This window comes from Paraburkholderia podalyriae (genome assembly GCF_014397785.1).
GTDB lineage: Bacteria > Pseudomonadota > Gammaproteobacteria > Burkholderiales > Burkholderiaceae > Paraburkholderia > Paraburkholderia podalyriae.
This window is the reverse complement of the sequence record NZ_VZQQ01000046.1, coordinates 36,498-49,009: the sequence shown is the minus strand read 5'-3', so window position 1 is coordinate 49,009 and position 12,512 is coordinate 36,498. Positions and strand designations below refer to the sequence as shown.

Sequence of the window (12,512 nt, the reverse complement as noted above, 5' to 3'; positions counted from 1 at the left end):
TCGAACCCTGCTGCTTCATGCTTGCAATCGTCATGCGTTCTTCAGGCTGCAGTTGTTGGTAACTTCTTTTTTGCATTGGCACACCTTACACGAGCAAGGTGTTGCACTTCAAATTTGATCGCGCCGGAGATCAATAGCCACCTAAAGCTGGTTGATCTAACCGATTCAGCGCATGCCATTGCCGACTCCAACTGCGCCCTCGCCGATAACTGGCATTCAGATATCGGACGTGGACCGGACCAATACGCAGGAATCGATCCGCCCAGTACGCGGACTCGATCAATCGACATCCCGCACTCGAGCAACGCGGTACGCGGTCGCACAAGGGAGATCAGCGGACTCATTGCGAGCATCTTACGGACGCCGCTCGTTAGCTCACGGAAATTCTCGACGGACCTCGCCGAAAGCATTTAGCCAGCAGATAAAAAACGACATTAAAACGAGGGATGGCAGGATAGGCTATCGCCGGTTTCAGGCGCTTCAGGCGCCCCAAGGGGCCAACGCTCGAATTCCAGAGTTTCATCCGCGCCGCTTCCGAGTCGTCATAGTGCTCGCCGCCTCGAGCTGGTCGCGCCAAACCCGCGACCAGGTGGGGACGTTCATGTCATTCAAATTTAATGTTCGTGCCGAAACGCAGGCGAGCCGCCAAAGGGGTAACCGTCCTATTCGCGCATGTATGGAGCCGAAGCCTTTTGCACGCTTTAGCGTGTTAAGCCAGCGCGGGTGCGCGAGGCCACCGGCAAACTCGGTGACGAAATAGCCGGCGGGAGCGGTGGGCATGAAACCATCGGGCCGCGCCTGAACGGGCGCGATGTTGACCATCGGAATCAACGACGATTCCGGAACCGCATGGCGGGCGACGCGCCGAAGCCCGCATCGCCTGAACTTGATGGCCCGATCGCGCAGGAGGCCAGCGGCAAGACCATTGAAACAGCCAGACGATTTAGCAGGCGCATGTGGGTTCCGACCGATGAGCGTTGATCGGTGATGCATGGGAGGAACAGCAAGAAGCCGGCCCGTGACGTTGCCTGCTAAGGCGCAAACTGCTCCGTGATTCAAGCGGAAGACCTCAGCCTCCCGGCTTCCCGGTCTTGCTGACGCTACGTTGGCGGCTATGCGGAAACAGCAGCGGAGTCGAGCATCCGGATCGTCCCTTCCGAGCGTCAGGATTTCCTTAAGGTAAGGTCGCTAGCATCGGTCGGATTTTTGCAATGCTTTTTTCGGGCTGAATTCGCAGGCTGCGCGCCTCATCAATTCATCAATTCGCGACAACTTGAGGAGCAGGAATGGCTAACGCTTACAGAATGACGCGTCCGGCATACGATGCAGTCGCGCGCACGCTGCACTGGCTGACCGTCCTGTTGGTCGCTATGCAGTTTGTGATCGGCTGGACGATGCCGGATGTCCACAAGGACACGCAGCCCGTTAATCTGATCGCCTGGCATCTTGGCGTGGGCGCGACGCTCGTCGCCGTGATGGCAATCCGGGTGATCTGGCGATTGACACATTGGCCCACGCCGGACCAGCTGCCGCCGCTACTCAGCGTCGTCTCGCGCATAACGCATGTTCTGCTCTACGCCGCCCTGGTGCTGGTGCCGCTGCTCGGCTGGATCAACGCGTCCTCACGCGGCTGGTCGGTCCGCTTGCTGGGCGTCGTGCCTTATCCGGCACTGAGCGAACCGGGCTCGGCCTTCGGCCACGAGATGGGGGATGTGCACGGCATCCTCGCATGGGTGCTCTTCGCATTGATTGGTCTGCATATCGTCGCAGCGTTGTTCCACCACTTTGTTCTGAAAGACCACGTGCTGCAGCGGATGCTGCCCCACGCAGGGCCGTCGCGCGATCAGGTTCGAGACCGCTAAGGTCCCATGCCCACGGCTCACAAAGAACCGCATCGCATCAAGGCGATTGGCTGGCTCCGCGCCGCGGTGCTTGATTCGCGATTGACGCAAGCATCATCAGAGCCGACGCGAGCTCTGCACGCTCACCCTCGACGGCCAGATCGGCCGGGAGAAGTATCAAAGCATCGCCGGCTCGCTCAATGCATTCCGGCGCTTCGCCCAAGCGCTCTACGAAGCCTCCGTGCAAGCCTCGGCGCATTGAACGGACTCCCGGAGGTATGCGGCCACTCCTGACTGCAAGGTGCGCGAAACGAAGCTGACCTTTCTCGGCGCGTCGGAAACCGTCACCGGTTCGAGGTATCTACTGGAAGGCGCGGGGCTGCGGATTCTGATCGACTGCGGCCTGTTTCAGGGCACGAAAAATCTGCGCCTGCGCAACTGGAGCCCCTTGCCGATCGATGTCGGCACACTGGACGCCGTGATTCTGACGCACGCGCATCTGGATCACAGCGGCTACCTTCCGGTGCTCGTGCAGATGGGCTATTGCGGACCGCTCTACTGCACCCGCGGCACCCGCGACCTGTGCCAGATAATGTTGCGTGACAGCGCACGACTGCAGGAGGAAGAAGCGGCCTATGCGAACCGCCACGGCTTCTCGAAACATCATCCCGCGCTGCCGCTGTACACCCGGGAAGATGCTGAAAATGCACTCGAACTGCTCGAGCCGCGCGATTTCGACGTGCCGAAGCGGATTTTCATCAAGACTGCCGCGTTTCGTGTCGCCCGCGAAAATCCCGCTATGAAAATGTGCGGCGGTCCGCTTTCCAGTTGATATGCATCAATCGCGATTCCCCTCGCTCAGTCATAGTCGCCCTATACACACGCTGATTTGCCGCCGACCCGCCCTTGCTGGAGCGCGGGCGTCGGCGCCTCATGGCCAACAAGAGCCTTCCCTCATCGGTGAAGCGTTACGCGCTTTAACCCCCTTCATGACTCATGTGAGGAGACTATGTCTACCATCGATACCGCTCCAACCATTGCCACCGCGCTGCAAATTCCGCTTGCCCGGCATGCCAGCATCGACGGCATGAACGCCTATCGCGCCCTGGTTGCCGAGGCGAGCCAGGATCACGAAGCGTTCTGGGCGCGTCTCGCCCGCGAACACCTCGAATGGCGCCGCCCGTTCACGAAGGTGCTGAACGACACGGATGCGCCGTTCTATCGGTGGTTCGAAGACGGCGAACTGAACGCGTCGTACAACTGCCTCGACCGCAACCTGATTAACGGACTGGCGGAGAAAACCGCGATCGTGTTCGAGTCGGACGACGGCACCGTCACGCATGTCACCTATCAGGCGCTGTATCACCGCGTATGCCGGCTCGCCAATGCGTTGCGTGCTCGCGGCGTGAAAAAAGGCGACCGGGTGGTGATCTATATGCCGATGTCGGTGGAAGGCGTGGTCGCGATGCTTGCGTGCGCGCGCATCGGCGCACCGCACTCGGTAGTTTTTGGCGGCTTCTCCGCGAAATCGTTGCACGAACGCCTCGTCGATATCGGCGCGTGCGCCGTCATTACCGCGGACGAACAGGTCCGCGGCGGCAAGACACTGCCGCTCAAAACGATCGTCGACGAAGCGCTCGCGATGGGCGGCACGGCCGGCGTCGGAACGGTGGCGATCTATCGGCGCACGGGCGGCCGGATCCCGTGGATTGCCGGTCGCGACGCATGGCTGAACGAACTCGAAGCGGCCCAGCCGGACACCTGTGAGCCCGAGTGGGTCGGCGCGGAGCATCCGTTGTTCGTGCTGTACACGTCCGGCTCGACGGGCACGCCCAAAGGTGTCCAGCACAGCACCGGCGGTTACCTGCTGTGGGCTGCCGCGACGATGAAATGGACCTTCGATATCAAGCCGGCCGATGTGTTCTGGTGCACGGCGGATATCGGCTGGATCACCGGACACACCTACATCTGCTACGGGCCGACCGCAGTCGGCGCAACGCAGGTGATCTTCGAAGGCGTGCCCACCTACCCGAACGCGGGACGCTTCTGGAACATGATCCAGCGCCACAAGGTCAGCATCTTCTACACGGCGCCGACGGCCATCCGCTCGCTCATCAAGTCCGCCGACGCCGATCATTCGGTGCATCCGGCCAGCTTCGACCTGAGCAGTCTGCGTCTGCTGGGTACGGTCGGCGAGCCGATCAATCCTAGCGCCTGGACGTGGTATGCGCAGCACGTCGGCGGTGGGCGTTGTCCTGTTCTCGACACTTTCTGGCAAACGGAAACGGGCGGTCACATGATTTCTCCACTGCCCGGTGTGACTCCTCTCGTGCCGGGGTCATGCACGTTGCCGATGCCCGGCATCGACGCGGCGATCGTCGACGAAACCGGGCGTGAAGTGCCGAACGGACACGGCGGCGTGCTCGTCATCCGCAAGCCGTGGCCCTCGATGATCAGGACCATCTGGGGCAATCCGGAGCGCTTCCGCCATGGCTATTTTCCCGAAGAGCTTGGCGGCAATCTGTATCTCGCGGGCGACGGTGCAATCCGCGACCGCCACACCGGCTACTTCACCATCACCGGCCGTATCGACGACGTGCTGAACGTTTCCGGGCACCGGCTCGGAACAATGGAAATCGAATCGGCGCTCGCCGCGCATCCGTTGGTCGCCGAGGCCGCGGTGGTCGGGCGTCCCGATGAGACCGCCGGCGAGGCGATCGTCGCGTTTGTAGTGCTCAAAGCGGCGCGACCGTCAGGAGCCGAAGCGAAGCGCTTGGCCGCGGAATTGCGTGCGTGGGTCGGCAAGGAGATTGGCCCGATCGCTAAGCCGAAGGACATCCGCTTCGGCGATGCGATGCCGAAGACGCGCTCGGGCAAGGTAGTGCGCCGGCTGTTGCGTTCGGTGGCCAAAGGAGAAGCCATCGCGCAGGACACGTCGACGGTAGAAAACCCGACGGTGATTTCGCAGTTCGCCGACGCCACCTGACACACGAGCAACTACCAATCGCATCTCTTCTGACGCAATCCGATGATCGCGCGCGAACCGCACGTGCACGCGCGCGACCCTAATTTCAGCGTTCCTGCATGGAACGGAGGATGTCATCATGAACTTCAAGGCGCCCAATCCCGCTTCGCTCGGGCTCGCAGGCTTTGCCCTGACAACGTGGCTGCTCAGCATGATCAACGCCGGCTGGTTCAGCGGCAATGCGATGGGGATGGTGCTCGCCGTCGCCTTCGCTTACGGCGGCACCGCGCAGGCGCTCGCCGGATTGATGGAAATTCCGCGCGGCAACGCCTTTGGCGCGACCGCTTTCCTCAGCTACGGCGCGTTCTGGTGGTCGCTGGCGCTGTTCGTGCTGTTTCTGCACGGCACGGTTCCACCTGCCTTTATCGGGTGGTACCTGTTTCTATGGGGCGTGTTTACGCTTTACATGTGGGTGGCGACGTGGCGCGCGGCGCGCGTGCTGCAACTGGTGTTTCTCTCGCTGTGGATCACGTTCTTCGTGCTCGCCGCGAGCGAATGGACCGGACTTGAATGGCTACATCATGCCGGCGGGTACCTGGGAATGCTCACCGCGCTGCTAGCGTTTTATCTGTCGGCGGCGGAAATCATCAACGAGACCCATGGGCACGTGGTATTGCCAACGGGTGCGATGAGCCCACAAATCGCGGTAGCCATGACGATTCAGGAGGAGCTGCGCAACGCGTGATATGGGCAAGTGTCTTGCACTTACGGAAACTGAATGAGCCAGGAGCGGACACGCCCGCGAGCGCGGCCACTCCTGGCACGTGGCTGTCGATACGGACTTCGCTACGAGACCCGGAAGACAGGAGCGCATTTGTCGCCCGCCACTTCGTCGAGGACGAGATCATGGGTTCGGGCCGGCCGGCAATCGTGTTGCCGTATGCGGGACCGATCCGGTCTCAGATGGATAACGTCATGATCGCGTGGGATGGCGGCCGGGAAAGCGCGCGGGCCGCAACCAACGCGCTGCCGCTCATCCGCCGCGCCAGTTTCGTCACAATAATGAAAGTTCAGCGTCATTCCCATTACGGTGAGCCGACGGGCATCGATGTGGCGGCCTGGCTGGCGCGGCACGGCATCGAGGCAAGTTTCACGGCCACGCCAAGTGGGGACGAGCAAGTCGTCCGCCCTCGCCGCCCGGCGGCACTGGCACGAAACCGCCGATTCACGGACAATTAGCGCGAACACAAGCTTTCCGCGCGTGTTTCCCTGGCCTGCGGCCACCCGAAGCACGGAATCGCCCGGAACAGACGTGTTTGCCATGCGCGCCGCCGTACCGACATCGTCGAACAGCGCGCCCGATCCTTGTCCGCGGTCACTCCTAAGAGGCGCACATGCCTGTCAGCGGTAAGACGCCCGCACCGCACAGTGCCGTTTTACGCGAGCGGCTGGGCTCGATTGCGGCACGGCCCGCATTGGCGTCGGCGGCAGCGTTCGCCGTGACTCTGGCCGCGATGCTGGCGGCACGGCACTGGCTCGACCCGGTGTTGTTCATCTGTGTCGCCGCCGCCTTTCTTCTGGCGACGAGCGCGTACCTGCTCGTGCGCGGGCGTCCCGATGACTCTTCCGCACGCTACGAAACAAGCGCCGGGAGCAGTCGGTCTGGCGTGAATGAGGCTCGCATGATGGCGATCATCCGTTCCTCGATGGAAGCAATTATCACCATCGACGAACAGCAGCGGATCGTCATCTTCAATCCGATGGCGGAACAGGTATTCGGCTACTCCGCCATGGACGCGATCGGCCAGCCGCTCGCCCGCTTCATCCCGGAGCGGTTTCGGGCGGCGCACGCGCAGCACGTCGAGCAATTCGGCGTGACAGGCGTGTCGGACCGGCAGATGGGCAGGCAACGCGTGCTATCGGGTTTGCGCGCCAACGGCGAGGAATTTCCGCTCGAGGCCTCGATCTCGCAGATTCGCGATGGCGACACCCGCCTTTACACAGTGATGCTGCGCGACGTCACAGAACGCGTCAAAGCGGAACGCGCGCAGCAGCAGGCGCGTGAGGAACTGCGCGAACTGTCCGCCAATCTGCAGAAAATCCGTGAAGAAGAAAAAACGCGCATCGCACGCGAACTGCACGACGATCTCGGCCAGCAACTCACCGCGCTGAAAATGGACATCTCGTCGGTCGAACAGGCGCTGGACGCGTCGGCAAGCGCGCTGGTGTGTGAACAGTTGCAAGGCATGCGCCGGTTGATCGACGTAACCGTTGCCTCGGTCCGGCGCATCGCCGCCGATCTGCGGCCAGTCATGCTCGACGACCTCGGGCTGATTCCCGCGATCGAATGGCTTTCCAACGACTTCACCAACCGCTACGGTATCGATGTGAAACGTGACATCGAGACCGGTGACGCGCGTTTCAGCCCGGCAGGAGCCACCGCGCTATTCCGGATCGTGCAGGAGGCGCTGACGAATGTCGCGCGCCATGCTGACGCCACGCTGGTCACACTCAGCCTGCACGCCGGGAATCAAACCTTCGTGCTGCGAATCGCCGACAATGGCCAGGGCGCGCATCGCATGGCCGAGCCGGCGGGCAAGTCCTTCGGCTTGCTCGGCATTCGCGAACGCGCGCACATGCTCGGCGGCGCGGTCGACATTCATACCACACGCGGCGAGGGCTTTGTGTTGACTGTCACCATTCCTTCGGAAACCGTGCAAGCGCGGGAGACACAAACATGACCCGCGTCCTGCTCGCCGACGACCACGCGCTGGTGCGCGACGGTCTGCGGCATATCCTCCAGGGTGCAAGCGGCTTCGAAGTGGTCGGCGAAGCGAACGATAGCGCCAGCACCGTCGCGCTGATCCGCGCGCGGGCCGCCGACGTGCTGGTGCTCGATCTGTCGATGCCCGGCCGCAACGGCGTCGAGTTGATCAAACAGATCAAGGAAGAAAAACCGACGCTGCGCATCCTCGTGCTGACCATGCACGCTGAGCAGCAATATGCGGTGCGCGCGTTCAAGGCCGGCGCATCCGGTTACCTGACAAAAGAAAGCGCAAGCGCAGAACTGGTGGTGGCCGTGACCAAGGTCGCTGCCGGCGGTGTCTATGTGAGCCTCGCAATGGCGGAGCGGTTCGCGCAGAGCCTCAACGAACCCACCGATCTGCTGCCGCATCAGCGTCTGTCTGATCGGGAATTCGACGTCCTGAAGCGTATTGCCGCCGGTCAGACGATCACAGAGATCGCGGCCGAACTGTGCGTGAGCGCCAAGACCGTCAGCACGTACAAGACGCGCATCCTCGAGAAAATGCAGATGCCGCACGAAGCCGCACTGGTGCGCTATGCGATGCGACACAAACTGGTCAGCGACGAAGAGGACGACATCTGAACGCATCGCAGCCCCTCGCTTGCGAGCCACGACGCGGGCGAAGCCCGGGAGCCGTGCGTTTCCTGCCTGATCTGCCGCACAACTCGGGGATCTCAAGAAACGGATTTTTTCGTACGCTAAGCGCCGAAACAAGGCGTTTCGAATGTCTCTGCGCGACCCCTTCGCGACAGCCGGGCGAAATTTTCGATCATCTGCTGCTGATCCCGGACCGGACAATTGCACCGAACGGCCCTTGATCTTCTAGTCGCGGGTCTATGCCGGAACCGCCACCTCGGACCTGTAATGACACAGGTCGAAGGGAGAAAGCATGTCTGAATGCTCGCCGGCCTGCTTTCCGATGACGCCGCACGCGAATACTACCCGTACGATGGCGAAAAGGCGAAGAGACTAACAATGCTGCTTTGCTGCGTTAGGCTGACCAACGTGCAAGCTGCCGTGTTGGGGCTATCGCATCACGCGCGCCAGCAGGAGTACGTACAGCGCCGACGCAGCCAGTTGGCACAGCGTGACAGGCAGTCCGAAGCGCAGGAACTTCGCAAACGTGACCTGCTTGTCCTCGCGCGCACAGATCCCCGCCGCTACGATATTGGCGGAAGCGCCGATCAGCGTGGCATTGCCGCCGAGCGTTGCGCCGAACATCATCGCGACGAACACGGGAATCGAAATGGCGGGCCACTGCGTGAAGTGGGCGGACAGCGCCGATTCGGGCACCACCTCGGCCGCCACGAGATAGCCCTTGACCATCACCATGGACGCTGCGGCCACCGGCACGTTGGCAAGCAGGCTTGACAGCACGCCGATGCCCCCAATCATCGCCAGCGCAACCAGCGTCAGCTCCGTGCCGAACGCTTGATAGAGCCCAAGCGCCATCAACTGCAGCAAGCCGGTCTTGACCACCGCCTGCACGAGGCAAAAAATGCTTGCCAGGAACACCAGGGTCTTCCAGTCGACATCGCGCAGCACGTCGTCGGTCGGCTCGATCCGGGCTGCATATCCGACCAGCAGCGCAAGCGCACTCGCGATCAGCGCCACCGCGGGCGGCACGATGCGCGTAGGCAGATCCTCGCCGAAGACGAAGAGGGCCACCATCGTCGCGAGCACTGCGAGCGCGAGACTCGTGTACACAGGCCGCTCGATGCGCCTTGCCGCCGTACGCGCCGGCAAGGTCCGCCGCAGATGCCACACGTCCGGCATCAGCCAACGCAGCAGCGGCACGACGATCGCGATGGCCATGACACCGCCCAGACTTACGCGGTGCAGGTAGGCGCCGAACGTCATGCCGATCGAGCTGCCGACGAGGAACGTCGCCGGGTCGCCGACCAGCGTGAGCAGACCGGCGGAATTGCTCACGATCGCGGTCAGTATCATGGGCCCGACGAAATCCACTTCGAGCGCAAGCGCGACCCGCACGATGACGGGCGCGAGCAGGATGACGGCGGTGGCATTCGGCAGGAACGCGCACACGGGCGCGACCAGGGCGATCAGCAGGAGCAGGAAGCGCTTGCCGCTGCCTCCCGTCGCGCGCAGGTAGAAGTCGCCCAGCAGATCGAATATGCCCGTCGTAGCCAGGATGCGCGCCACGACCATGCCGCCGAACAGCAGGCCGATCGGTCCGCCCGCGGTGCGGCAGGCGTCGACGATGTCCTGACCGTCCAGAATGCCGAGCGCGATCAGCACGCAGATACCGGTCAGCGCGGCCACGGCCATGTCGATCACATTAAAGGCGATCGCAAGAATCACCGCCGAAAAAACCGCCATCACGATGGCGATCTGCAGTTCGCTCATGGGCTGACTCTCCTCGCCTATCGCACGGGCGGCGCGTACATCAGTCCGCCCTGCGTCCAGAGCCGGTTGAGCCCCCGTTCGAGATCGAAGGGGCTGTGCGGACCGAGATTGCGGTCGAACAGCTCGCCGTAGTTGCCGACGGCCTGCACGGCGCGCAACATCCATCCGGATTCAACGCCGAGACTGCGGTCCACCTCGTCGCCGGCCACCAGCGCTTGCAGCACGACGGCCTCGTGTGAGCGTTGCGCAAGGTTCGCCCGCGTGACACCCAGTTCCTCGGCGGCCAACAGTCCGAAGAGAACCCACCGCACGAGCACCAGCCAGCTCAGGTCGTCGCCGCGCACGGCGGGTCCAAGCGGTTCCTGCGAGATGCGTTCGGGCAGGATCACCCAGGTTTGCGGACCGCCAGGCGCATGCAGGCGCGCGGCGGCCAGCTGCGACGCATCGCTCGTCCAGGCGCTGCAGCGTCCGGAAAAGAACGCAGCGCCCGCTTCGGCAGCCGAGGCGAAAACGAGCGGCCGCAGGTTCAGGCGGTTTGCGGCCGAATACGCGAGAAGATGAGCCTGGCTCGAGGTGCCTTTCTCAACGCAGACGGCCGCATCCCTGAGCCCGGCCAGCGTCTGCGGGGCGCCCTGCGTGCGGACCATGAACGCCTGGCTGTCGTAGAAAAGCACGCCCGCAAACTGCACGCCGAGCGTGCTTTCGCGCAGCAGGGTCCAGCTGGTGTTGCGGGCAAGCACGTCAATCACGCCGTCTTCGAGTGCCGGGAAGCGCTCCGACGCCCTGAGCGGAACGAAGGCAACCCTGTCCGGACTGCCCAGTGCAGCAGCCGCGACCGCACGGCAGAAATCGACGTCGATGCCCGCCCAGAGGCCGGCCGCGTCGTGCGACGAAAACCCGGTGATGCCTTCGCTGACGCCGCAGCGCAGGACCCCGCGCGCTTTCACCTGAGCGAGCCTCTGACCGTCCGAGGCGTGCACGCCAGGGACCGCGCCGATGAACAGGAGCAGGCCGGCCAGCAGGGTGCGACCGACAATCCGACGAATGTGCGTCATGGCTTACCCCGTTTGTCCGCGGTTAATCGCGACGCGACATTACTCAGAATTTCTCAGGCACATACCTGAACGGATGGTCCGATTCGCGATAATCCCCAGCCTTCTGTCGTTGCGGCAACGATACCTTCCCGCGCGGGACGGCCTCATACGGAACCCTGCTGAGCAGGTGGCTGATGACGTTCAGACGGGCGCGCTTTTTGTCGTCGGAACGTGCGACATACCACGGCGCGAACTCGGTGTCAGTCGAGCTGAACATCTCGTCGCGCGCACGCGAATAGTCGTACCAGCGACGATAGGATTCGAGATCCATCGGCGACAGTTTCCAGACCTTGCGCTCGTCGTGAATCCGAGCCTCGAGCCTGCGCGTCTGCTCTTTGGGACTGACTTCGAGCCAGTATTTGACGAGGATGACACCTGAGTCGATGATGGCCCGCTCCACCAGCGGCGCATCCTTGAAGAACGTCTGTAGTTGCTCTTTCGTGCAGAAGCCCATGACCCGCTCGACGCCCGCGCGGTTATACCAGCTTCGGTCGAAGAGCACCACTTCGCCGGCCGCCGGCAGGTACGGAAAATAGCGCTGCACGTACATCTGGGTCTTTTCACGCTCGGTGGGTGCTGGCAGCGCGACCACCCGGAAAATGCGCGGGCTCACGCGTTCGGTGATCGCCTTGATTGTTCCGCCCTTGCCCGCGCCATCGCGTCCTTCGAACACGATGCAGATCTTGGCACCGCTGTGCACTACCCATTCCTGCAGCTTGACCAGTTCAACGTGAAGCCGGGCCAGTTCCTTCTGGTATGCCTTGTTGCCTAGCTTGTTGCCTGATTTCGAACCGTTGACCTTCGTCTCATTCCGAGTGTCAGACATTGCTTCGTCTCCCGAACAGAAGCTAACCCTTGCATGATCGTCCCCCACAAATACAGTATTGTTGGCCCGGCTTCTTCTAGCAATAGGATTTTGGACTGATGGCTGGGTGCAGGAATGGCCGGTTCTCATGACCGGCCGTGCCCCACGGCGACACGCACCTTGGGCGTGCGTCTGCTTCGATCCAACTGGCAAATCGTGTTTTCGGCGCGCGTTTGTACCAGTAGGATCTTTGAACCGGGAAATATCGGAGCTGCGCGCGACAAGATTACGTCATTTGCGGCTTGTCTCCCTCGCCGTTCGCGCGACTCCTGTGAAGCAGCCTTCCGAGGATGCCCATGTTCGGCTTCGGCGGGTTCAATTGCCGTCGCGCTCTGGCATGACCTGTACGACGAGTTTCCGGTTTTTCCAGAACATGTCATGTACCCGCGGCTGCAGCCTCCGTAACATTTCCGGCCCCACGTCCTTGAACGTAAGCTGTACTGCGGGCCGCGAACCGCTTCCTGGAATGCGCCTGATTTCGTCAAATGGCGGAAACCCGTACTTGATCAGGAATTCCCTGATCTCGTCGTCGGAAGCGTCTTCTTCTACATTTCCCACCCAGAGATCGGCCATG

Annotated in this window: 11 protein-coding genes and 1 pseudogene; 8 read left to right on the top strand and 4 right to left on the bottom strand. The window is 62.4% G+C overall.

Going from position 1 to position 12,512, the window contains the following annotated elements; all coding sequences use genetic code 11:
- Positions 1–723: 723 nt before the first annotated feature.
- The 8 genes and pseudogenes from F6X42_RS32310 (at position 724) to F6X42_RS32275 (ending at position 8,194) form a co-directional block, all read left to right on the top strand.
- Positions 724–981 carry a hypothetical protein gene (locus F6X42_RS32310; RefSeq protein WP_187638072.1) on the top strand — a complete coding sequence of 86 codons (258 nt, stop codon included), beginning with the start codon at positions 724–726 and terminating at the stop codon, positions 979–981.
- Between the two features lie 305 nt (positions 982–1,286).
- Positions 1,287–1,862, top strand: coding sequence for a cytochrome b (locus tag F6X42_RS32305; RefSeq protein ID WP_187638071.1), 576 nt, complete (start codon positions 1,287–1,289; stop codon positions 1,860–1,862).
- A gap of 280 nt (positions 1,863–2,142) precedes the next feature.
- Positions 2,143–2,595, top strand: a pseudogene (locus tag F6X42_RS32300) (MBL fold metallo-hydrolase); the annotation flags it as partial.
- 255 nt (positions 2,596–2,850) lie between these two features.
- The gene (acs, locus tag F6X42_RS32295) at positions 2,851–4,827 is read left to right on the top strand and encodes an acetate--CoA ligase (protein WP_187638070.1); all 1,977 of its coding nucleotides are present in this window, start codon (positions 2,851–2,853) and stop codon (positions 4,825–4,827) included.
- Between the two features lie 118 nt (positions 4,828–4,945).
- A complete protein-coding gene (locus F6X42_RS32290) occupies positions 4,946–5,551 on the top strand; it encodes an acetate uptake transporter (RefSeq protein WP_187638069.1) in 606 nt (201 codons plus the stop codon).
- Between the two features lie 230 nt (positions 5,552–5,781).
- Positions 5,782–6,045 (top strand): hypothetical protein, encoded by a 264-nt coding sequence (locus tag F6X42_RS44410; protein ID WP_246530318.1) that lies wholly within the window; start codon positions 5,782–5,784, stop codon positions 6,043–6,045.
- 155 nt (positions 6,046–6,200) lie between these two features.
- Positions 6,201–7,547 carry a PAS domain-containing sensor histidine kinase gene (locus F6X42_RS32280; RefSeq protein WP_187638068.1) on the top strand — a complete coding sequence of 449 codons (1,347 nt, stop codon included), beginning with the start codon at positions 6,201–6,203 and terminating at the stop codon, positions 7,545–7,547.
- Positions 7,544–8,194 carry a response regulator gene (locus F6X42_RS32275; protein WP_187638067.1) on the top strand — a complete coding sequence of 217 codons (651 nt, stop codon included), beginning with the start codon at positions 7,544–7,546 and terminating at the stop codon, positions 8,192–8,194. The genes F6X42_RS32280 and F6X42_RS32275 overlap by 4 nt, the downstream gene beginning before the upstream one ends.
- Positions 8,195–8,638: 444 nt before the next feature.
- On the opposite strand, the gene F6X42_RS32270 is transcribed toward F6X42_RS32275, so the two are convergent.
- The 4 genes from F6X42_RS32270 to F6X42_RS32255 form a co-directional block, all read right to left on the bottom strand.
- Complete coding sequence (locus F6X42_RS32270) at positions 8,639–9,979, bottom strand: ArsB/NhaD family transporter (RefSeq protein WP_187638066.1); 1,341 nt, start codon at positions 9,977–9,979, stop codon at positions 8,639–8,641.
- 17 nt (positions 9,980–9,996) lie between these two features.
- Entirely contained in the window at positions 9,997–11,034 is a 1,038-nt protein-coding gene (locus F6X42_RS32265; RefSeq protein WP_187638065.1) for an amino acid ABC transporter substrate-binding protein, read from the bottom strand.
- A gap of 43 nt (positions 11,035–11,077) precedes the next feature.
- Entirely contained in the window at positions 11,078–11,899 is an 822-nt protein-coding gene (gene ppk2, locus F6X42_RS32260; RefSeq protein WP_187638074.1) for a polyphosphate kinase 2, read from the bottom strand.
- Between the two features lie 354 nt (positions 11,900–12,253).
- Positions 12,254–12,511 carry an RNA-binding protein gene (locus F6X42_RS32255; protein ID WP_187638064.1) on the bottom strand — a complete coding sequence of 86 codons (258 nt, stop codon included), beginning with the start codon at positions 12,509–12,511 and terminating at the stop codon, positions 12,254–12,256.
- Between the last annotated feature and the right edge of the window lies 1 nt (position 12,512).